Annotated in this window: 20 protein-coding genes; 5 read left to right on the top strand and 15 right to left on the bottom strand. The window is 43.2% G+C overall.

Annotated elements, in window-relative coordinates:
* Window positions 1-498: 498 nt before the first annotated feature.
* The gene (clpB, locus tag HWQ39_RS21675; RefSeq protein WP_292849446.1) at window positions 499-3141 is read right to left on the bottom strand and encodes an ATP-dependent chaperone ClpB; all 2643 of its coding nucleotides are present in this window, start codon (window positions 3139-3141) and stop codon (window positions 499-501) included.
* 306 nt (window positions 3142-3447) lie between these two features.
* Here clpB and HWQ39_RS21670 point away from each other — a divergent pair, with 306 nt between their 5' ends.
* The gene (locus tag HWQ39_RS21670; protein WP_292849444.1) at window positions 3448-3642 is read left to right on the top strand and encodes a hypothetical protein; all 195 of its coding nucleotides are present in this window, start codon (window positions 3448-3450) and stop codon (window positions 3640-3642) included.
* Between the two features lie 236 nt (window positions 3643-3878).
* On the opposite strand, the gene gloA is transcribed toward HWQ39_RS21670, so the two are convergent.
* Window positions 3879-4313, bottom strand: coding sequence for a lactoylglutathione lyase (gene gloA, locus HWQ39_RS21665; RefSeq protein WP_292849442.1), 435 nt, complete (start codon window positions 4311-4313; stop codon window positions 3879-3881).
* A gap of 266 nt (window positions 4314-4579) precedes the next feature.
* Between gloA and eno the strand changes: the two genes are divergently transcribed.
* A complete protein-coding gene (gene eno, locus HWQ39_RS21660) occupies window positions 4580-5869 on the top strand; it encodes a phosphopyruvate hydratase (protein WP_292849440.1) in 1290 nt (429 codons plus the stop codon).
* A 47-nt stretch (window positions 5870-5916) separates the two neighbouring features.
* Here the strand turns inward: eno and argC are convergent, their stop codons facing one another.
* Window positions 5917-6975 carry an N-acetyl-gamma-glutamyl-phosphate reductase gene (argC, locus tag HWQ39_RS21655; RefSeq protein WP_292849438.1) on the bottom strand — a complete coding sequence of 353 codons (1059 nt, stop codon included), beginning with the start codon at window positions 6973-6975 and terminating at the stop codon, window positions 5917-5919.
* A gap of 287 nt (window positions 6976-7262) precedes the next feature.
* On the opposite strand from argC, the gene ribBA reads away from it, so the two are divergent.
* Window positions 7263-8936, top strand: coding sequence for a bifunctional 3,4-dihydroxy-2-butanone-4-phosphate synthase/GTP cyclohydrolase II (gene ribBA / locus HWQ39_RS21650; RefSeq protein WP_292849436.1), 1674 nt, complete (start codon window positions 7263-7265; stop codon window positions 8934-8936).
* 98 nt (window positions 8937-9034) lie between these two features.
* On the top strand, window positions 9035-9259 hold the full coding sequence (locus HWQ39_RS21645) for a hypothetical protein (protein WP_292849434.1): 225 nt from the start codon (window positions 9035-9037) through the stop codon (window positions 9257-9259).
* Window positions 9260-9697: 438 nt separating this feature from the next.
* On the opposite strand, the gene HWQ39_RS21640 is transcribed toward HWQ39_RS21645, so the two are convergent.
* From HWQ39_RS21640 to HWQ39_RS21625, 4 genes are all read right to left on the bottom strand, one after another.
* Entirely contained in the window at window positions 9698-9940 is a 243-nt protein-coding gene (locus HWQ39_RS21640; protein WP_292849432.1) for a hypothetical protein, read from the bottom strand.
* Window positions 9921-10199, bottom strand: coding sequence for a BrnT family toxin (locus HWQ39_RS21635; RefSeq protein WP_292849430.1), 279 nt, complete (start codon window positions 10197-10199; stop codon window positions 9921-9923). Before HWQ39_RS21635 ends, HWQ39_RS21640 begins: the two co-directional genes overlap by 20 nt.
* A gap of 86 nt (window positions 10200-10285) precedes the next feature.
* Entirely contained in the window at window positions 10286-11998 is a 1713-nt protein-coding gene (locus HWQ39_RS21630) for a diflavin flavoprotein (protein WP_292849428.1), read from the bottom strand.
* Between the two features lie 147 nt (window positions 11999-12145).
* Entirely contained in the window at window positions 12146-13870 is a 1725-nt protein-coding gene (locus tag HWQ39_RS21625) for a diflavin flavoprotein (protein ID WP_292849426.1), read from the bottom strand.
* A 135-nt stretch (window positions 13871-14005) separates the two neighbouring features.
* Between HWQ39_RS21625 and HWQ39_RS21620 the strand changes: the two genes are divergently transcribed.
* Window positions 14006-14824, top strand: coding sequence for a pantothenate kinase (locus HWQ39_RS21620; RefSeq protein WP_292849424.1), 819 nt, complete (start codon window positions 14006-14008; stop codon window positions 14822-14824).
* A gap of 155 nt (window positions 14825-14979) precedes the next feature.
* On the opposite strand, the gene HWQ39_RS21615 is transcribed toward HWQ39_RS21620, so the two are convergent.
* The 8 genes from HWQ39_RS21615 to trmD form a co-directional block, all read right to left on the bottom strand.
* A complete protein-coding gene (locus HWQ39_RS21615) occupies window positions 14980-15822 on the bottom strand; it encodes an alpha/beta hydrolase (protein ID WP_292849422.1) in 843 nt (280 codons plus the stop codon).
* Window positions 15823-16023: 201 nt separating this feature from the next.
* Complete coding sequence (locus tag HWQ39_RS21610; protein ID WP_292849420.1) at window positions 16024-16518, bottom strand: NUDIX hydrolase; 495 nt, start codon at window positions 16516-16518, stop codon at window positions 16024-16026.
* Between the two features lie 894 nt (window positions 16519-17412).
* Complete coding sequence (gene argH, locus HWQ39_RS21605) at window positions 17413-18798, bottom strand: argininosuccinate lyase (RefSeq protein WP_292849418.1); 1386 nt, start codon at window positions 18796-18798, stop codon at window positions 17413-17415.
* Window positions 18799-18886: 88 nt separating this feature from the next.
* Entirely contained in the window at window positions 18887-19093 is a 207-nt protein-coding gene (locus HWQ39_RS21600) for a hypothetical protein (protein WP_292849416.1), read from the bottom strand.
* A 106-nt stretch (window positions 19094-19199) separates the two neighbouring features.
* Window positions 19200-19988 (bottom strand): nickel pincer cofactor biosynthesis protein LarB, encoded by a 789-nt coding sequence (larB, locus tag HWQ39_RS21595; protein WP_292849414.1) that lies wholly within the window; start codon window positions 19986-19988, stop codon window positions 19200-19202.
* Between the two features lie 65 nt (window positions 19989-20053).
* Window positions 20054-21835, bottom strand: a complete 1782-nt coding sequence (locus tag HWQ39_RS21590; protein ID WP_292849412.1) for an ABC transporter substrate-binding protein — start codon at window positions 21833-21835, stop codon at window positions 20054-20056.
* Window positions 21836-21898: 63 nt separating this feature from the next.
* Entirely contained in the window at window positions 21899-22384 is a 486-nt protein-coding gene (gene ispF / locus HWQ39_RS21585) for a 2-C-methyl-D-erythritol 2,4-cyclodiphosphate synthase (protein WP_292849410.1), read from the bottom strand.
* A gap of 45 nt (window positions 22385-22429) precedes the next feature.
* The gene (gene trmD / locus HWQ39_RS21580) at window positions 22430-23173 is read right to left on the bottom strand and encodes a tRNA (guanosine(37)-N1)-methyltransferase TrmD (RefSeq protein ID WP_292849408.1); all 744 of its coding nucleotides are present in this window, start codon (window positions 23171-23173) and stop codon (window positions 22430-22432) included.
* Window positions 23174-23182: the final 9 nt, after the last annotated feature.

Genomic DNA, 23182 nt, shown 5'->3' with positions numbered 1-23182 from the left:
GCCTGTCAAATATTTTCCCAGGCATAAGATGAGGCTATATTTGTCTAACTACTGCATCTGGTTTTACGAAATTCCAAATGAAGCAGCTATTGCAAAAGAGAATTTGTTTGAAGTTATATCATTAATGAATTGTTTATTTTATCCGGTAAACACTGATTTTTTCAAAATTATTTAATTCAAGCTCGAACAACAATAAGAGCATAACGTCACAGTAAAATTGCGGAAATGTATTTTATTTGAAGGCAAATTTATGAGGATGTTGTTAGTAGAGTAGGCTTATAATACCCATCTGTTAAAAGAAAAATATCAGTTAGTGCAAAATAATCAGATATTAAGCGAAAATTCCCGACTTCTCTAAGAAGAAATCGGGAATTTTGCTGTTCACATTACTTTTGTTAAGAGGTCATTTATTATGTAAGTTAAATGTCCAACAGCTTAACCACTGATTTCAATTTGACACTCCCCCGTTTTCTAAACGGGGGATTCTTGTGCCAGATGCTATGTAGCAATCTGTGGTACTGACACCTTCACCAGCACTTTTTTACTAAAAGACAGACCGGTTTCATTTTTATCGATGATTATGGTGTCTCCAGAGATAAAATTATTTTCCAGTAACTTGGTGGCGAGGGGGTTTTCTACTTCTCGCTGAATTGCCCGTTTGAGTGGACGAGCTCCATAAACTGGGTCATAACCTGATTCAACAAGATGATCGCAAGCTGATTGGGATATTTCAAAGAAGATTTTTTGCTCGCGGAGGAGATTTTCTACCCGCTTGAGTTGAATACGGATGATCTGCCGCATTTCTGTGCGATTTAAGGTATGGAAGAGAATAATATCATCAACGCGGTTGAGAAATTCCGGGCGGAAATGCGATCGCAACCCATCCATTACCCGCTTCCGCATCGTTTCATACTTGGAATCATCACCAGATACATCCAATATATGTTCGCTACCAATGTTACTGGTCATGACAATAACGCTGTTACGAAAATCTACCGTCCTTCCTTGAGAATCAGTAATTCTCCCATCATCTAACACTTGCAATAAAATATTAAACACATCGGGGTGCGCCTTTTCCACTTCATCTAGCAGCACCACTGAGTAAGGACGGCGGCGAACCGCCTCGGAAAGTTGACCACCTTCTTCATATCCTACATATCCCGGAGGCGCACCCACTAACCGAGAAACTGAGTGTTTTTCCATATACTCAGACATATCTAAGCGCACCAAGGCATCATCAGAATCAAAGAGAAACTGAGCTAATGCGCGGGCGAGTTCGGTTTTGCCTACACCTGTAGGGCCCATGAACAAAAATGAACCAATGGGACGAGAGGGATCTTTCATCCCCGCACGGGCGCGACGAATTGCGGCTGCTACTGCTTCTACAGCCTCTTCTTGTCCAATGACTCGTTGATGCAAATGACTTTCTAGTTGCAGTAATTTTTGCCGTTCTGATTCCAACAGGCGATTAACAGGAATTCCTGTCCATTTGGCGACGATTTCGGCAATATCGGCTTCGGTGACTTGTTCTCGCAGCAACGTGGAACCTTGGTTTTGAATTTCTAAAAGGCTCGCTTCTTTGGCTTCGCGATCGCGTTGTACTCCCTCCAATTTGCCATACTTCAATTGGGCAGCTTTATTCAGATCATAGGCACGTTCTGCCTGTTCGATTTGCACTCGCAGCGCATCTTCTTCTTTCTTTAAGGCGCTGATAGCCTCAAGTATCTGCTTTTCACCTTGCCATTGCTCGTTAAATGTCAGCTGTTTTTCCGTTAAATTGGCGATTTCTTGCTCAATTCGTTCTAAACGTTCTTTAGTTTGGGGAGTACCCTTTTCTTCGCCAGCTAACGACAGTTTTTCCATTTCTAACTGCATGAGGCGGCGATCGATGGTTTCCAATTCGGCTGGTTTGGAGGTAATCTCCATTTTCAACTGGGCTGCGGCTTCATCCACTAGGTCGATGGCTTTATCTGGTAGGAAGCGATCGCTAATATAACGCGCTGACAGGGTTGCTGCTGCTACCAGAGCCGAATCAGAAATTTTGACGTTGTGATGCACTTCATAGCGTTCTTTCAATCCCCGCAGAATGGAAATAGTATTTTCCACCGTTGGCTGATCCACAAATACTTGCTGAAAGCGGCGTTCTAGCGCGGCATCTTTTTCTATGTGTTTGCGGAACTCGTCGAGGGTAGTAGCGCCAATACAACGCAGTTCTCCCCGCGCCAGCATTGGTTTGAGCAGATTTCCGGCATCCATTGCCCCTTGTTGGTTGGAACCTGTACCGACTACGGTATGCAGTTCGTCAATAAATAGGACGATTTGCCCGTTAGATTCCGTAACTTCCCGGAGAACAGATTTTAGACGGTCTTCAAACTCACCTCGATATTTCGCCCCAGCAATTAAACTACCCATATCTAAAGAGATGAGTTGGCGATTTTTTAACGATTCGGGAACGTCACCATTAACCATTCGCTGTGCCAAAGCTTCAGCGATCGCAGTTTTACCTACCCCAGGCTCGCCAATCAAGACAGGGTTATTTTTGCTACGACGAGACAAGACTTGAATTACCCGCCGAATTTCGTCATCCCGCCCAATTACCGGGTCGAGTTTTCCCGCTTTTGCCTGTTCTGTCAAATCTCTGCCAAATTTTTGTAAAGCTTCATAGCGGGATTCTGGGCTTTGATCTGTCACCTTTTGGCTACCGCGAACAGCTTTGATAGTAGCTTCTAGTTTAGCTGCATCCGCACTAAAGCCTTTGAGGATCTTTCGTCCAATGCGATCGTCTTCAGCAAAGGCCAAAAGTATGTGTTCCACGGAAATGTAGGAATCTTTCATCCTGGCTCTAGCTTCCTCGGCTCGGTCTAGTAAAATATCCAAATTGCGGCTAAGGTAAAGCTGATCGCTTTTACCAACTTTGGGCTGACGTTGGGTAAAGGCTTCTAGCTGTTCCTGTAAGCGGATTGGATCGACCTCAGATCGAGCCAGGATACGGATTGCTAAACTCGTGGGTTCTTCTAACAGGGCAATAATTAAATGTTCAACATCTAGTTGCTGTTGTTGATAAGCACGAACTATATCCTGAGATTTAACAATTCCTTCCCAGGCTTTATCAGTAAATTTATTTGGATCTGTAGGTTGCATCTTTATAATTTTGGAATTTTGATTTTTAGTTTAGGGATTGGGGAAGGTGGGGCCCCCTCTGGGGATAAAGGGTAATGGGGATTGGGGATTGGAAAAATCTTTCCCTAGTACAACACGGCGTAAGTAAAATACCCATTCAAAATTAATGAAACGCTTACGCCGTATTAATTTTGAATTTTGTTAGCGCAGCGTCTCGTAGAGAGAGAGCGTCATTTTGAATTCTGCCTTGCGGTACTAGTCCCCAGTCCCTAATTATCCAAGCATTCTCAGCGTATATCCGCGTGTATCTCCGGTGGCAATTTTAGATTGGTAATTGGTGATAGTTTAATCGATTACCTATTTTCTAATTTAAAACGAAAATACTGTTATGAGTGGACTTTGGCAGATGATGTTGTGATTAGAGTGATGTCTACGATGGGCTACGTCTACGCGATTAATGTTACTCATCAACGACAGTATGTAGGTAAGACTAATAGGATTTACGCAGAAGATATCCCCTAACCCGCCTAAAAAGGGGAAGTCTCGCGCTTCGAGATTTGCTGGTATGAGAAGACAGTAGGCGGTAATAATCAATCTCGCCGCGTCTGGTTCAACTTTTTAATATATTTCTTAAGCAAAACTTGCTGCCCAGATCCCCGACTTCTTGAAGAAGTCGGGGATCTAAATCCAGCTTGGTAAGTGACACTCTACCCTAGCGGATAATTTATTTTTTGGAAATCCTTTATACCTTATAAGAATTACTGACTTACAAGTTGCTCTTGTGATTCCTGTTTGACTGCTGACCCTTGACTTCCCAGTTGAATCAGTTCAATTTTATATCCATCTGGATCTTCCACAAAAGCAATTACTGTCGAACCATGTTTCATCGCCCCTGGTTCACGCACGACTTTACCGCCCTGACTGCGGATTTCGTCACACGTAGCGTAAATGTCATCAACACCAAGGGCAATGTGACCGTAAGCATTACCCAATTCGTACTTTTCCACTCCCCAGTTATATGTTAGTTCGATCGCCGAGTTGTCGCTTTCATCGCCATAGCCAACAAAAGCCAGGGTAAATTCTCCCCCTGGATAATCTTTTCGGCGCAGCAGTTTCATTCCTAGAACTTCACAGTAGAACTTTAAGGACTCTTCAAGATTGCCCACCCGCAGCATTGTGTGTAGTAATCGCATATTGACCTTTTCTGTGTAATTGATTTAGTGTTATTCTCTGCCAACATTTTACCTAGCTCAAAGTCTTAAGGTAAAAATGCCTTCACAGAAAGAACTAAAAGGAAAGGACAGGATAAACAATTACCCATTCTTGGCGTTGATTCCGATCCTATAGTGGAAATCTTCTTTAATCTCAGCCGAGAAAGCCTCTTAACCGCCTATGCTAACGATTGGGTTAAGCAACTGGACTGGATGCGTAACACACTCGAATAAAGGATAAAGTACAGATGAGTAAATTTCTAGATACTGCCATTGAGGCGATCGCATCTCGTGAAATTCTTGATTCACGCGGTAGACCGACAATTGAAGCCGAAGTGCATTTAGCCAACGGTGTTGTCGGACTGGCGCAGGTTCCCAGTGGTGCATCTACTGGCACTTTTGAAGCCCACGAACTGCGTGATGGCGATAAAAGCCGTTATGGAGGCAAAGGCGTACTCAAGGCAGTACAAAACGTCAAAGAAGCACTTGCACCAAAATTACTAGGCTTGGATGCCCTCAACCAAGAACTCCTAGACCGCACAATGATCGCGATAGATGGTTCTGCCAACAAATCCAATTTGGGCGCAAATGCGATTTTGGGAGTTTCCTTAGCAGCAGCCAAAGCTGGTGCTGAATCTCTTGATATTCCTCTATATCGCTATTTGGGTGGCCCTTTAGCGAATTTGCTCCCAGTGCCGTTGATGAACGTGATTAACGGTGGCGCACACGCATCAAATAACGTGGATTTTCAAGAATTTATGATTGTCCCAATTGGTGCAACTTCCTTCCAGGAAGCATTGCGCTGGGGTGCAGAGGTGTTTGCGACTCTTAGTCAGGTATTAGATGAAAAGGGTTTGCTTACTGGTGTGGGCGATGAAGGCGGTTTTGCCCCTAATTTAGAGTCCAATCAAGTAGCTTTGGAATTGCTGGTTGCTGCCATTAAGAAAGCTGGTTATAAGCCAGGGGAAGAAGTCGCTTTGGCATTGGATGTAGCGGCTAGCGAATTTTACAAGAATGGACAGTATGTTTACGATGGTAAACCTCACGCCCCGGCTGAATTTATTGATTATTTAGGACAACTAGTTGACCAATATCCAATTGTGTCAATTGAAGATGGCTTGCACGAAGAAGATTGGCAAAGTTGGCAATTACTCACCCAGAAGTTAGGTTCGCGGGTGCAGTTGGTAGGGGATGACTTATTTGTTACTAATGCCACCCGCTTGCAAAGAGGCATTCAGGAAAAAGCTGCTAATGCCATTTTGATTAAACTCAATCAAATCGGTTCACTTACCGAAACCTTAGAAACGATTGATTTGGCAACTCGTAACAGTATCCGTTCAGTAATTAGCCATCGTTCTGGTGAAACCGAAGACACAACGATCGCTGATTTAGCTGTAGCAACCCGTGCCGGTCAAATCAAAACAGGTTCTCTGTGTCGCAGCGAACGCGTAGCAAAATATAATCGCTTGCTGCGAATTGAAGATCAACTAGGCGATCGCGCCGTTTATGCTGGTGCTGTGGGGTTAGGGCCGAAGTAGGGACTGGGGACTGGGGACTAGAATTCTTCCCAATCCCCAATCCCCATTTACGGATAAAACCCCAATTTGGGCAATCCCAAGGTTTCATCCCAGTCCATCATCAGGTTTAGACACTGAATAGCTTGGCCCGCCTGTCCTTTAATTAGATTGTCAATTGCTGACATGACAATTACGCGACCTGTGCGCGGGTCAACTTCTACACCGATGTAACAAAGATTGCTGCCATTAGCCCATTTGGTTTGGGGGTAAATACCGCTACTACAGACTTTTACCCAAGGAGAGTTACGGTAGAAGGCTGAGAAAATTGTGATTAAGTCATCTCGCACTAGACCAGGATCGCTCATCTTGGCATATACCGTTGCCAAAATCCCGCGTACCATTGGGATCAAGTGCGGTGTAAATTGGATCATGAGTTCGTGACCAGCTAAGTCACTGCAAATTTGCTCAATTTCTGGGGTATGACGGTGACGACCGACGTTGAAAGCTGCGATTGAGTTGTCTGCTTCAGCTAGTAATAAGTTGGTTTGAGGCTGTCGTCCACTGCTAGATGTGCCGGACTTGGCATCGATAATAGCTGTTTCTGGTACGATTAAACCTTGCTTTAATAGTGGCGAAAGTGCAAGAAGACTAGCTGTGGGATAGGAACCAGGACAGCCAATGAGTTGAGCTTCGGCAATGCGATCGCGATAAAGTTCTGGTAATCCATAAACTGCTGTCGCTGCAATTGTGCGATCGCTTCTCTCAATGCCATACCAATTTGTATAAGTTGTCAAATTACTAAACCGATAGTCTGCACTCAAATCTATAACTTTACATCCTTTTTCCAACAGTTTCGGCGCGATTTGGCAAGCCAGACCATTTGGTAAAGACAAGAAAACTACTTCACAGCGGTGAGCAATTATTTCTGGTTCTACAGCCTCTATTAGCAGGTTAGTTGCATGAGCTAGATGCGGGTAGAGATCCCCGAAGGATTTCCCAATACTACTCTCACCACCTAAATAAACCAGTTCAACTTCTGGATGATCCATCAGTAATCGTACTAACTGTACTCCGCCATAGCCCGACGCGCCAACAATCCCAACGGGTACGCGTCTAAATTTGCCCATGATCTGAAATCCTTATCCCATGAATAGTTAATTCGTTCTCAGCTATCAACAATATCAGCGACTAGACGCGTAGCGCACAAAACGGGGAGATGAGGGAGCAGAGGAAGTAAATTATTCTTCATCCCCCTCATCCTTAACTGTCGCTGCACTTTATCCCTACTTTTAATGACATAATTCTTGTCACGCGATCAAATTATTGCTAGTCTACTTCTCTGCCTTATAAAGGAGCTACAATCTAAAAGAAGAAATTGTAAAAAAAATTTACGTTTATAGCTGGAAATCTTTCTGTGTCACAGCCTAATACTACCCAAGCTTTTAAATTTGATTCGATTGATGCCGCTTTAGCAGACCTCAAAGCTGGTCGCGTCATTGTAGTGGTAGATGATGAAAATAGAGAAAATGAAGGCGACTTGATTTGTGCTGCTCAATTTGCTACACCCGACACTATTAATTTCATGGCGGTGGAAGCGAGAGGGCTGATTTGTTTGGCAATGACAGGCGATCGCCTAGACGAGCTAGACTTACCCTTGATGGTAAGCAACATTACAGATACTAACCAAACTGCCTTCACTGTCAGTATTGATGCCGGGCCAGAATTAGGCGTAAGCACAGGCATCTCAGCCGAAGACCGCGCTCGCACTATCCAGGTTACTCTCAATCCAGCCACAAAACCCACCGATTTACGTCGCCCTGGTCATATTTTTCCCCTTCGGGCTAAGGCTGGAGGCGTACTCAAACGGGCAGGGCATACGGAAGCGGCTGTGGACTTATCTCGACTAGCAGGGTTATACCCAGCCGGGGTAATTTGTGAAATTCAAAACCCCGATGGTTCAATGGCGCGGTTACAGCAATTAGTTGAATATGCTAAACGTCACAATTTAAAAATTATTAGTATTGCGGATTTAATCAGTTATCGCCTACAGCACGATCGCTTAGTGTATCGTGAGGTGATTACCAAGCTTCCTAGTCAATTCGGTCAGTTTGAAATTTACGCCTACCGCCATACTCTGGATAATACAGAACACGTTGCAATTGTCAAGGGCGATCCAGCTAATTTCAAAGATGAGCCTGTGATGGTGCGGATGCACTCAGAATGCTTAACTGGTGATGCTTTGGGTTCTTTGCGCTGCGACTGTCGAATGCAGTTGCAAGCAGCACTGAAAATGATTGAGGCTGCTGGTCAAGGTGTAGTTGTATACCTGCGCCAAGAAGGGCGGGGAATCGGCTTGATTAATAAGCTGAAAGCCTACTCGTTGCAGGATATGGGATTGGATACAGTAGAAGCAAATGAGCGTTTAGGATTTCCTGCTGACTTGCGAGATTACGGGATGGGGGCACAAATGCTCATGGACTTAGGCATCAAAAAGATTCGCCTGATTACCAATAATCCCCGTAAAATTGCTGGAGTCAAAGGCTATGGATTGGAAGTGGTTGATCGCTTGCCATTGTTAATTGAAGCAACCGAGTACAATTCCTACTATCTAGCAACAAAGGCGAAAAAGCTGGGTCACATGCTGTTACAAACTTATTTAGTAACAGTAGCAATTCACTGGCAAGATGACCCGGAAGCTGTGACAGAACGCTATGAACGCTTAGAAAAACTGCGACATTTAGCGAGAAGTAATGATTTATTGTTGCAAGAAGAAGCGCGTCCCTTAGCGATCGCTATATTTGACGAGCCATCTTTAACAGTACACTTGGGTTTTGATCAGGCAAAAGTTGCTAGCTGTGATTGGTATCGTCAAGAGGGTCATCCTTATGTACAGGCGGTCTTTCAAATTCTGGATAACCTCGCTACTTTGCCATACATCCAAAAACTAGAATTTCTGATTTCTTCTGGTTGCGATCCTTTGAGTAATTTACAAGTCCAACTAGATCGGCAGACATTCACCGATAGTACACTGCCTTCATCAATTAGCGATCGCTTGGAGACACAGCAAATTTACAGCTTTAGCAAATAGCCATAACCCTAAAAGCCAACTTTTTAAGGTGTTGGAGGATTTATTGTGTGTAAATCCTACATTCCCCCCAAACTTTTCAGCCGTTCTTTTATATAACAATGAGAGCAATCAAAATTATTGTTAAAAAACATAATGACGGTTACGTAGCATATCCCTTGGGTATCAAGGGGGTTGTAGTTGGCGAAGGTGACAGCTATGAAGAAGCACTAGCTGATGTTAAATCTGCTCTCCACTGCCATATAGAGATATTTGGTCAAGAGGTTTTAGAAGAGGAATCACCAGTCCTAGAAACTTTTGTGGCGGAAGCTGAGGTTCCTATTTAATGGTTAAATTCCCAGTAGATGTACTTAAAGCTAAAGTTATTAAGACATTGGAATTTCTGGGATTCACTGTTATTAGGGAGCGAGAGCATATTGTTATGGAGCGAGAAAACTAAGATGGAACAAAAACTCCACTGAGTATGCCTAACCATTCTCAAATTAAAGGTTTGACATTGAGATCCATTTGTACTCAAGCGGGTATCTCAAGAGAGGATTTTTTGTCTGCTTATGAGCGAATCTGAAAGCAATACTGCTCGGTTAAGACTAAAAAATAGAAATGTGTAGCGAATTAGGCGATCGCACTAATGTATTGATTAACTGCCAACGATCCTCGGCAGATAATCTCAGTGCTTGATCTTCAAGTTCACGTAACGTCATGGTAATAATTTCTAACAGAGAGCGTTGGATTATCAGAATAAGACGGCTTGTGATACAACAAGACTATGCTGTCTCGCCGTTTGCTACTTGTGGCATTGACTCAATCAATGCCCTCAACACTTTGTTGACCGATTCTGGTGTGGTGAAAACCTGAGCCACATCTTCATCTAAGACCACAACTGTTAACTGTTGCGTTCCACTACGGGCAGCAAAGCGATTAGGCTTTGCCTTTTGATAATCGAAGCGATACTCAGCTTGAAGCTCGTCGTCAGAATTTTGCGATTTTTCAAAAGGTGTTTCGTTCATAATCTTCACGTTCCTTTCGAGTAGCTAGACGGGCGCTGATGATACGGATAACATTGGAACGCTCAGTGAAAGAAATCAAAAGCAAGAGATTTTGTTGAGAGTGACCAATAATGATTTCTCGCTGCTCATCTATAGAGTGCGCTTTATCATCAAAGATGACTGCCAAAGAATTGTTAAAGACGGTTTTGGCTTCTTCAAAGCTGACACCGTGCTTCTTCAAATTTGCGGCTGCTTTTGATTGATCCCACTCGAACTCCATGACCAGATCATATCCGATTAGATATGCAGAGTTTATAAAACTACCAAAAATAGGCTGGGGTCGGAAATTGGCAATGATTGAATTGATTAATAATGAGTTGCCGACTTCCGATGATGGACGGCTGTAACGCCATCAGTATCTAGCAATTTGCCATTCTCGACGGTCGCATAAACCAGCCAGTGGTCGCCAGATTCCATCCGGTTTTGTACAGAGCATTCGAGATATGCTAGAGCATCTGTAAGTATAGGAGAACCGCTTTCCGTTTCTTCGGCGGCGACATCAGCAAATCGGTCTTGTCCTGGCCCAAAAGGTTTGAGGAAGTGCTTCATCAACCCCAAGTGATTCCCTTCTTTAAGGATGTTGAGGACAAATTTGTTTCCTGTATGGGTCAGTGTTTCCACTGCGCGGTCTTTGGCGACGGCGATAGTTAAACCAGGTGGATTAAAGCTGGCTTGAGATACCCAAGAAGCTAACATGGCACTGGAGCGATCGCCTTCTTTTGCTGTCAGAACACAAAGAGAGCCGACAATTCGCCCAACTGCTTGTTCTACAGTTGTTGCAGGAAGACTCTGCGATCGCACTTTTCTGGCTTTCTTCAGTGCTTGGGCAAAGTCGGTTCCAGCTTCTTCACATAATTGTAAGGTGGCATCGTCGGGTTTGAATTTTACGCGGATGGTATCAAAACCAAACCGATAACCAGCATCTTTTAATTTACCCTCAATTAAATCAACCGCTTCTCCACTCCAGCCAAAGGAACCAAAAGCACCGGCGAGTTTATTGTTAGTAGCGGTGGATAGGACAATTCCTAAAGCTGTTTGCACGGGTGTCGGTGCATGACCGCCAAGGGTAGGAGAACCGATGATGAAACCACCAGCTTTTTCCACAGCCGCACGGATTTCTTCTGGTTCAGTAAATTCGCAGTTAATCGATTCTACAGCGACACCAGCTTTGGTGATGCCACGAGCGATCGCTTGGGCTAATGTGGCTGTATTACCATAAGCTGAAGCATAAATTAACGCCACTGTCAAGTCAGCAGATGTTTGCTGTTGACTCCATTCTCGATAAGCGTTGGTCAAGTCGATTAAACCATAGCGCACCAAAGGCCCGTGCCCATTGGCATACATTCTCACGGGAAAATCTGCAAGTTTATCTAGCGCTGTTTCAACTTGACGGGCGTGGGGAGCCATGAGGCAATCAAAATAATAGCGCCGATCCTCGTTATATACTTCCCAACCTTCATCAAATACCTGATCTCCACAAACGTGCGCCCCAAATAACTTATCTGTGTACAAAACTTCTGTTTGCGGATCGTAGGTGCAGAGTTGATCTGCATAGCGGGGATTGGGGGTGGGAATAAATTGTAAATTATGCCCATTACCCAAATCTAGGGTTTCTTCGCCCCGCATCACAAGAATTTGTAAATCTGGATTTTCTAGCGCTGCACGTAAATTTATTGCCCCTGGATTAGAACACACGAAGGTGATTTGCGGAGCAATTCCCAACAAAGCTTTTAAAGTTGCGGCGCGGTTAGGATTTACGTGTCCCAAAATTACATAATCTAAATCTTCAAAATGGAAACGTTGCTGTAAAGCTTCTAAATAAATTTGCGTAAACGTTTCCCCTGGAGGATCGATAATTGCGGTTTTCTCGCTTTCGATTAAATAAGAATTAGCAGTTGTACCCTTAGCAAGAGCATATTCAATTTCAAATCTGAGCCTTGACCAACTGCGCGATCGCAGTATTCTTGTATCTGTAGCTATTGGATGAACTTGAACATCACGGGGTTTATTTTGTGACATAGCTTTCTTGGGGATTGGGGATTAGGGATTGGGTACTGAGGAATTCGGTGTAAATGGGTAACTCGGCGTACCTAAAGGGGATAAGGGTCAATGAGGATTAGGTATTTGGAAACTTTTTCCCAGTCCCCAGTCCCCAGTCCCCAGTCCCTAATAATGGTTTCCGACTTTACGGTGATGCACAGCAGTCAAAGCTTCTGGCTTAGAAACCCGTCCGGCGTAGACTGTGCTGTATACTGCCCAGTGGTCGCCACAATCCATTCTACTGGTGACTTCGCACTCCATGTAGGCGAGAGCGTCGTTGAGGATGGGGGCACCATTTTCGGCTGGCTGGGTTCTCACACCTTGAAAACGATCTGCACCAGGGCCGAACCGTTTCAAAAAGTGCTTCATGAGTGGTTGAAAATTGCCTTCTTCTAAGATGTTGAGAACAAAGCGATCGCCTACCTGCATAAGTGATTCAATTGCCCGATCTTTGGCGACTGCAATGGAAAATCCCAAGGGTTTAAAGCTGGCTTGAGCAACCCAGGAGGCTAACATGGCACTGGATACATCGCCTTTTTTGGCAGTGATGATATATAGTCCGCCGCTGATTCTACCTAATGCTTTATCTAAGTCAGCACCAAGGGATTTCATGGCTTTGATAGTGCGATCGCGTGTTACCCATTGAGCTAAGTCTGTACCCGCTTCTTCACACAGCTTGTAAGTATTTTCCGTAGGTGTTTCTTTAATCCGAATCGCTGGAAAAACTGTTGTCAAACCCAAATTGCGGAATTTACTCAGCAAAGGATCTATCGGTTCATCATCGCCACCGCCAGTTTCAAATACGCCGATGGCTTGCTTTTCTTTAGCAGATCCTAAAACTGTGCTGAGTGCAGCTTGGATACTCGCAGCACCAGAAGCCGGAGGTAGACCAACGATTAGCCCAGCACAGCGACTAACTAATTCCCGCAGTTCTTGTAAATCTACTTCAGATCCCAAATCGATGATTTCCACGGCAACACCAGTTTTACCGATACCGTTGGCAATTGCTTGGGCGAGGCGATCGCTATATCCGTATTCGGAAACGTAAAATATTCCAACTGCTGTTTCTGGTTTACTTTGGCTTTGACTCCAAGTGCGGTAACGCCCAACTAGTTCTTCAACATTGTGAGATAATAATGGCCCGTGTCCTGTAGCAATCATATTGATGGTTTTCAGTTCTGCCATCCGCTTCAGGGCAGACAAAACTGAGCGTGCATTTGGCCCCATCAAGCAATCGTAGTAATAATGAAAGTCTTCTTCGATCGCTGCCAAGTTTTCATCAAAGGTGCTATCTGAGCAATAGTGCAGCCCAAAAGCATCGCATGTATAGAGAGTTTTGGTTTTGTGGTCAAAGCTGAAAATGGTATCCGGCCAATGTAAATTTGGGGCAATCACGAATTCAAATTCATGACCATTGCCCAAATCTAAGCGATCGCCATTTTTCACAATCCGCCGTTTAAATGGCTGATGTACTAAATCTTCAAGAAACTGAATCGCCACTTTAGAACCGACAACGGTAATTTCTGGAGCCATAAGCAGCAAATCTTTAACTAAACCGCTGTGGTCTGGCTCAGTGTGGCTGATAATTAAATAATCAATCTCTGTTGGCTTGATTAGTCCGGTGAGCGTATCAAAGTATAGTTGACGAAACTTTTCGTGGGAGGTATCAACTAAGGCAGTCTGCTCTCCACGGATGAGAAACGAGTTATAAGTAGTACCGTTTTGCAAACCAAACTCAATATCGAAGCGATCGCGATCCCAATCCAAAGAGCGAATAGCCGTCGTCTCTTGAGCAATCTCTACAGTCTCTATGGTGAGCCGTTTTTCAGTTTTTTCGGTGAGCGCTACCATAACTCCCCTCCTTAATACAATGAGTATTTCTTCCTCTCATTTTATTGTGACACGGCTTGAATGTTAATTTTTATTAAAAAACCTATAGCTTACTTAAAAAAGTTAAAAGTGTGAAACCGCAGAGGGATTGGGGGGATGGGGAAAATTTGGCTAGCATTGGAAATTGGGAACTCTCGGCTACATTGGGCGTTGTTTGTTGGCAAAAAGCTTTACTCAGCTTGGGATAGCGACCATCTAGCTGAGTCTGCCATACAACAGTTAGCTAAATGTCAAACCCTGGATCGTTTACTAGTGGCAATTTCTGCACCCGATCAGAAAATTAGGGTAGAAAATACTTCCTCCTCCTCGCCTCCCCTCCTCCTCGCCTCTGTAGTTCCTAGCCAAACTGCTATTTGGCAAACTTACCCAAATACTCGCCTTATTACATTAGAGCAAGTACCACTCAAAAATGTTTATCCCACACTGGGAATTGACCGCGCTTTAGCTTTGTGGGGTGCGGGGAAAACTTGGGGTTTTCCCATGTTGGTGATTGATGCTGGTACAGCGCTGACTTTCACCACTGCGGATGATAACCAGTGTCTAGTTGGAGGTGCAATTCTGCCAGGACTAGGCTTACAATTTGCAAGTCTCGCTCAACAAACAGGACAATTACCATTATTAGAAATACAAACTTTTACCTTTCTACCACCACGTTTTGCACTTAATACTACAGAAGCAATTCAAAGTGGAGTAATTTACACAATATTAGCCGGAATTAAAGATTTTATTGAGGCGTGGTTGCAATTATTTCCTGATGGAAAGATTGCAATTAAAGGTGGCGATCGCACTTTATTATTAAACTATTTACAAGCCTTATATCCTGAGATTGCAGAGCATTTAATTGTAGAACCAAATTTAATATTTTTGGGAATGCGCGAAATAGTAATAGGTGATAGCGTAGATAGAATAAAATGAAGGGAGAAGAAACGTAGGTTGGGTGCAATCCAACAAATATCAGCTTAACTTTGCGCTCTTTGCGTCCAACTCTTACGAGACGCTGCGCGTAGCTTGCTTCTCCGTAGGAGTATGCGGTTCGTTCTTTTATCCCTCAAATTTAATGGGACAGACCACTAGTTTAATTCATTTAAATTATGGCTTTTTAAAATACCTTGAATAAACTCCCGAATCTCGACCGCCACAATTCCAGCAGAAGATTTTGGTAAATCATTTCCAGCATGGGCAATCATTTTTAACTCTACTTTCGGCATTAGTTGAGCATAAACCCGACTTTTGGCTAAAGCATCTGGTGTATCTTGGCCACCTTGTAAAATAAAAACTGGGGCATCTATCATATAAAGCCGCTTTTGCACTAATTCCGCCTCAATTTCTACTTGTCGTCGTTTGAAAAGTAACTGACAAGCTATGGGGAAACGCGATAATTCCTGACGTAATTGCAAATCCTGGGCAATTTTGTCATGCCAACCCAGAACTTTAGTTAAGGGAACTAGCGATCGCAACAATTTAACTATAAGTGGTGGATAATTCAATAATCGCCGCATCTTCCGAGAATGTTCTTCTTGTCCTGCTATCTCTACACCCTCTGGTGCTAGCAATACCACACCAGCAACTTTTTCTGGATACTTTAAAGCATAGCTAGCAGCAACCCAACCCCCAAGAGAATGCCCCACTAAATATACTTTTTCTAGCTTGACAGCTTGCAAAAACTCAGCTAAACACTCAACTTGTAAATCTATCGAATGGTGGATATTCGGATTCTCTGATTCACCAAACCCTAATAAATCAGGTGCAAAACAATGAAAATCTTGTGCAAGGGACTCCATCACAGATAACCATTGACTGCTCTCATTCCAAGCACCATGTAAAAAAATTATAGGAGTTTTTTCACCGACTTCACGCCAGAATATTAGCCCTTGAGAAAGCTTTCTCCGGGAGTTACGGAATAGTGTATCCATTTTAATTTAGTAGTTAACTTTTAGCACCATAATAAATAGTCATTAATCATTAGTCATTAGTCATTGGTTATTAGTTTTGGGCAAATTACAAAGAGAGAAGTATGAGCCGTTCGCGCAGCCTCTCGTAGAGAATAGATGCTTTCTTAGATCATAACTTTGGCAGCAAATGACAAAAGATTAATGACTAATGACCAATCATTATTATGCCAATGTTGTCAAGCCCTTCAAGTAGTCTTGCAACTGCCGAGTATGGTCGTGAGACATCTGTCCTAAAGGTAGGAAACTGGGAGAGAAAGCTTGGATTTCCATAACTTCCAAAGTATCCTTAATTTCCATTGTCCCATGCACCTCGGCTTCAACCACAATACAAATTGAATGGATTCTGGGATCGCGGTCTGGTGCAGAGTAAACCCCTACCAAACGGTTAATTTTCACTAAGTCTAGCCCAGTTTCCTCCATCAATTCCCGGCCGACTGTATTGGGAATATCTTCTCCCCAATCCACTATTCCTCCAGGCAATGCCCAAAGACCATCGTCACGCCGCCGGATCAGTACTATTCGACCATCAGGTAAAATTGGGATGATACTAGTGCCAGTAATGGGATGACGAAATATTATACCCAGTACTGTTTGTCCAATACGCCATAAGCTACGTGTGGACTCTACAGCTGACGGAAAAAAAGCAATAACGTTCAATCTTCAAATTTTTTGTGTTGTATTCTATAGTTCTCTACCACTTACATAGACTCAACTAATAGAATTTTGGTTGAGTTTTGTTTTATACAAAAATGTTTGTGGCTTGAGATTTTATTCTCACGATTTACGTAGAATATTATTAATTCTAACATCAAGTTTCAAGAGAAGCACTGTATTTATATATACATAATATTTTTTGACTTAGGAAAATTTTCAGTCTATCGTTAGCATTCGTGCTGCTGAAACTAGCTATTACTAATAATTTTTCAACACACATTAAAAAAATAATCTGAATTCTTTCCTGATAAGATTAGTTTGTTTCAATAACAACAAGTGGTTAGCTAATTTAGAATCTATTTAACAGATTAGAATCTAAGAAAAGGTATTTTTCGCCTACCTGACAGGATTAATTTAGAATTTTTATTGACAGAACAAGGTTGTATGCGGTAGACTAGTACACTGTTTAAAGCGTATTTATTGCTGCACTAGGTTACAAGTATATCAATAACATTGGTAGCTAATATTGCCTACGTGATGCCTAGTTGCTACTTTTTTGTTGTTTATTAATGAGGTGAACATGGCCAAGCGCCGTAACCCGAAAAAAGAAAAGGCGCTACGTAACCAGGCGTATGCCAGAAAGTTTCGTAAACGAACTACGACAGGAAGAATGCAGAGAAGGTTCCAACAAAGACCACCAAAGAGTGAGGAAGAAGAAGGCGCAGCAGCAGCTGACACTGAATAAGCTACCTGCCTAAATCCTTATTGTTTGGGTTATTTAATTTTTAGGGCGTACATTTATTTGTACGCCCTTATTTATTTTTAGGCATTGGGGACTGGGTACTGGGCAATAATCAATAGTTTTTTCCTTTGCTTCCCCTACTCCCTACTCCCTCTCTATTGATCAATTTGAGCGCGGGCGGCTATAAGTGCTTTGCTTACCTGTACAAAGCCAGTACCTCCGTAACTATTGCGGGCTGCCACAACCTGACGGGGAGATATCGCCTCATAAATATCTGCTGCAAATGCCGGATGTAGTTGTTGCCACTCATCCAATGTCAAATCTTTGAGGAGTTTGCCTGCGGCAATACTAGTTTTTACCACCTTACCCACGAGGTTATAAGCTTCCCGAAAAGGAACGCCCCGTGCTGCCAGATAATCTGCGACATCAGTAGCATTAGAAAAATCTTCCGCCACAGCTGATGCTAACCGCTCGGTACGAAATTCTAAACCTTCTCTCAGCAAAATCGTCATTGCTTCTAGAGAGGCTTTGACTGTCTTAACGCTATCAAATAAACCTTCTTTATCTTCTTGTAGGTCTTTGTTATATGCCAGGGGTAGCCCCTTCATAATTACTAACATTGCCTGGAGATGACCGAATACACGCCCCGTTTTCCCCCGCACCAATTCTGGTACATCGGGGTTTTTCTTTTGGGGCATGATACTGGAACCCGTGGCACAACTATCTTTGAGGGTAAGAAAGCGAAATTCTTCTGATGACCAAAGAATGACTTCTTCTGCAAGGCGGCTGAGGTGAACCATAATCAAGCTAGCAGCACACAAGAATTCGATCGCAAAATCGCGATCGCTCACTCCATCAAGGCTATTAGCATAAATATCGTCAAAATTCAAAAGTTTAGCTGTGTAGTGGCGATCGATCGGGAAAGTGGTTCCCGCTAAAGCACCACACCCCAAAGGTGAGATATTCACACGGCGAGAAACGTCACCTAGACGTTCCCAGTCGCGTTGAGCCATTTGAAAGTATGCCAAGAGGTGATGAGCTAAACTTACTGGTTGGGCGCGTTGTAGATGAGTATACCCAGGAATCAGAGTTTCAACGTGTTTTTCAGCTATATCCAGTAACACACCTTGAAATTCTCGTAATTCGCTTTTGATTTGTTGGATTTGGTCGCGGAGGTAGAGTCTGGTATCAGTACCAACTTGGTCATTACGCGATCGCGCCGTATGCAGCTTTTTCCCCACATCGCCAACAATTTCTGTCAGTCGGCGTTCAACTGCAAAATGTACATCTTCAGCATCGACACGAGGCTGAAATTTACCCTGGCGGTACTCTTGGCGAATTTGCTCTAAACCTGCAACCAGTTGCTCTCCTTCTTCTGGGGAGATAATACCCGTATGAGCGAGCATTTGGGCATGGGCTTGCGAACCAGTTAGGTCATATTCGATTAATTCAATATCAAAACCTATACTGGCATTAAAACGAGCGATCGCTGGATGCAATGCTAATTCAAACCGCTGGCTCCAAGTTTCTTCTTTGGTCATAAATTATAAAGGGAGGGCATCAATTTTGGATTTTAGATTTTGGATTTTAGATTAATCTAAAACCTAAAATCCAAAATCTAAAATTACTTTAACCGTAGCTAGTTAGATTCCGAATCATATAGCCAATGACTAAACCAATCAACAATGCCCATACTTGACCTGTTTGTATAAAGTGGCCCCAAGCTTTTTGCATCTGACCCATAACGTTTGGATCGGTGATTGTTTGTGCTAGGGCTGTCCAATTTACAGGCAAATGCCAAAGTAACTGAGATGTCAAATCGCTGTAATTGCTCATCTTTAGTGATTAAGAAGTTAGGGGTGGCAAATTTCAGCATCAGTTTATTATTTACATTAATTACTGATATTTACTGAAATGTTGGATATAACTTCAATGTCTTAACTCAAGATGTCGCCGATGCCAACCGCAATTTCTCGGCAGTCCGCAAAATTTGCCCCGCCAAAACTGCTGCACCAAAACCATTATCGATATTTACTACACCTACTCCCGCAGCACAAGAGTTGAGCATTGTCAACAAAGGCGCTAGACCACCAAAACTTGCGCCATAACCGATGCTGGTGGGTACAGCAATCACAGGACAACTGGCTAAACCAGCGACAACGCTGGGTAAAGCGCCTTCCATACCCGCCACGACAATCAACACTGATGCTGACTCAATCAGGTGGCGGTTACTTAGCAAACGGTGAATTCCCGCAACGCCAACATCCCAAAGCCGCTGGACGCGGAAACCTGAAAGTTCAGCGGTGACAGCTGCTTCTTCCGCAACGGGTAAATCAGCCGTACCAGCAGAAAGAATGCCAATTTCACCCGCAAATTGTGGTTCGATGGTAGGAGGAGCGATCGCACAAATTCGTGCCGATTGGTAATATCGCAAACCGCTAACTTTTGATTCTAGTGCGGTATAAACTGTTGGTTCAATCCGAGTCGCCATCACTACCGGATTACGGAGGCGCATCACTTCCATAATTTGAGCAATTTGGTCAGGCGTTTTACCAGGGCCCCAAATTACCTCAGGGAAACCAGTTCTTAGCTGACGATGGTGGTCAATTTTGGCAAATTCGCCCACAGATTCATAAGTCAAGTCTTTGAGTGAATCTAATGCCGTATCTGGGGTAACTTTACCATTAGCAACCGCAACGAGTAGCGATCGCAAAGTTTTTTCATCAGTCATTTGTCATTTATCCTTTGTCATTTGTCATTTATTTTTATCTGAAAGTAATAACCAATGACTAATGATTAATCCGTTACTTTAATTTCATGAATGTTCCAGAATGCGCCACCAAGTGCAGAGTATCGGATGCCTTCAAAGCGATTACGCACTGCTGACATTGATAAAGCATTAACTAGATAAATAAACGGTAAATTTTCTTGGGTAATCTTTTGGGTTTCGGCATAAATTTCTTTCCGCTTTGCTGGGTCTAATTCCCTTGCTCCTTGAATGTATAATCTAGAAATTGCTGCTTCCCAAGGAGCCACTTCCCAACCTTGCACTGGCTTTTGTCCAGCTTGGGGTTTCTGATTAAACATGTGTAATCCACCTTCGGGAGACCAGACATTAGCCCCATCATTTGGTTCTAAACCACCAGTCAGACCCAGCATAGAAACTTCCCAGTCTAATGAATTTGACAGCTTATCTGTGTAAGTATTCCAGGCTAGAGGAGTGAAATCAACTTGAATACCAATTTTACTCAAGTCTTGTTTAATTTGCGATCCAATTGCTTCGCGGATTTTGTTACCAGCATTGGTGAGTAACGAGAAGCGAACGCGGTTTCCTTGAGCATCAATTAGTTGGTTGTTGTTATATTTGAATCCTGCTTTTAGTAGCAGTTCCTTCGCTTTTTCTATATTGTAGTTATAAACTTTTAGACCTTCTTCTGGCGACAAATAATAAGGGCTTTGCACAGAAATTGGCGAATTTTGTGGTTTACCTAAGCCACGAAAAGTGTTGTTAATCATTGTTTGCCGATCAATTGCATAGGCTACTGCCTGCCGAAACTCTACAGTATTGAACCAACGCGATTTAATTGGATCAACCAGCGGTTTTCCATCTCTTTTCCCTTTATTCAAATTGAATAAAATAAACGTTGTACCTGTTGCTGGGCCACCATTGAAAATTTTGAAATTTCCCTGCCCTTCTTGCACCTTTAGCAAAGAGAAATAATCTGGTGAGACTCCCACAGTATCTAATCCACCAGAACGAAATTGTAGCAAGGAGGTATCTGTTGATTCTACAATTTGCCACACAATCCGTTCAATATAAGGTTGGGGTTCTCCTTTCGGCCCTTTGCGCCAGTAGTAGGGGTTGCGCCTGAAGACTACACGCTGACTTGTGTCGTAGCGCTCTAGCTTGTAAGGGCCGTTAACAATAATTTGATCTGGAGGAGTATCAACACCCCACTTTGACAGAAATATGGGCTTACCCTCTTGGTCTTTTGTCTTGATAAATGGTTCTAAAGTATGGGCAGGTAAAATTGGTAGTCCTAGAGTTCCCAAAAATGGTGCAAATGGTTCTGGAGTTGTGAATTCAATCCGTTGAGCATCGATTTTTCGTACCTTTGGTAAAGCGCGACTTTCACCAATCCGTAGCACATCTCTAGCATCTGCGGGAATCGCTTCGTTTAGGTAAATTTGGTTAAAGGTAAATACTACATCATCTGCTGTTAAGGGTTCCCCATCAGACCATTTCAATTCCTTACGTAAGGTAAAAACAAATCGCAATTTGTCATCAGAAATTTCCCACGATTCTGCTAAAGAAGGCTCAATTTTGCCAGTTATGGGGTTTTCAGAAGTTAACCCTTCAAAAATCAGAGGAAAAACATTCGGAGATTCTTGACTCAAGGGGTAGTTAAAGGTTTTGGGATCGCTAAGAATAGCAGTTACCAATTGCGGGATTTGAGCAGCTGCACTTTTAAAGTTAGCGGGGTTGCAGGCGGTAAGTGTAAGTGCTGTTGCTGAAGTCAAAATTATGGGCAACCAAAAATATTTAATTGCCAGAAAAGTTTGTCTAAAAAATTTCATAATTCCAAAATTTTTTCCATCTTAATCAGTCTTCAATATCTTTATCAGAGGCTAAAACAAAAGTTACTCTGAAGCAATTAGTAAGACAACAGCATAAGCACATATACCTTCTTCACGTCCAACGGGGCCTAATTTTTCGTTAGTGGTAGCTTTGATGCCAATTTGATTTGGTTCTAATTCTAAAACCGCTGCTAGTTTGTCACGCATATTGTGAATATGCGGTTTTAATTTTGGGCGTTCTGCTACTACTACCGAGTCAATATTTCCCACCTGCCAACCTCGATCGCGAATCAGTTGATTTACTTGAGTTAATAGTATTAGACTATCTGCTCCTGCCCATTGAGGGTCACTAGGCGGAAAATAATGACCAATATCCCCCAGGGATAATGCCCCAAGCATGGCATCCATGATCGCATGGGTTAGTACGTCAGCGTCACTGTGCCCTAATAAACCCAGTTCGTGGGGAATTTTAATTCCACCTAAAATCAAAGCGCGATCGCTCACCAATTGATGAATATCGTAGCCGTTACCAATACGAATTTTAGTCATTAGTCATTAGTCATTGGTCATTGGTCATTAGTCATTAGTCAAGAGCTAGAAATTATTATTCTCTCCCTGCTCCCCTGCTCCCCTGCTCCCCTGCTCCAATTTCTCCCCCTGCTTCAATTTCTCCAGGAGATCGGGGCGGCGATCGCGGGTTCTTTGAATTTGTTGTTCGTAACGCCATCGGGCGATCGCTGCGTGATTCCCACTGAGTAAGACATCAGGCACTTTCAAGCCGCGAAAATTGGCAGGACGAGTATATTGGGGATAGTCTAATAACCCTTCTTCAAAACTTTCTGCTGTGAGAGACTCCGTTTTGGCTACAGTTCCGGGTATTAGTCGCACGACGCCATTAATCAAAGCCATTGCTGGAATTTCTCCACCAGTCAGAATAAAATCGCCTAAAGATACCTCACGAGTTACTAAATGTAGCACCCTCTCATCCACTCCTTCGTAATGCCCGCAAATTACTACTAATTGGTCATAATTTGTCACCAATTCTTTCAAAAGAGGTTGATTAATTGTTTGACCTTGTGGACTCATCAAAATTACTTCTCTTCGGGGTAGAATCGGCAGCGACTCCACAGCGGTAAAAAGAGGTTCTGGCTTCATTAGCATCCCAACACCGCCGCCGTAGGGTTCATCATCTACTTTTCGGTGCTTGTCAGTGGTAAAGTCCCGTGGATTAACCAGATGCACTTCGGCAATCTGTTTGGCTAAGGCTTTACCCAGCAGCCCAGAATTGAGAATAGAGTTAAAACAGTCAGGAAAAAGCGTAACTATATCAAAGCGCACAGTTATTCG

The sequence above is a fragment of the Nostoc sp. NMS8 genome, assembly GCF_017115045.1.
Lineage (GTDB): Bacteria > Cyanobacteriota > Cyanobacteriia > Cyanobacteriales > Nostocaceae > Nostoc.
Note: the sequence above shows the minus strand (reverse complement) of the source record. Positions and strands in the feature narration are given on the sequence as shown.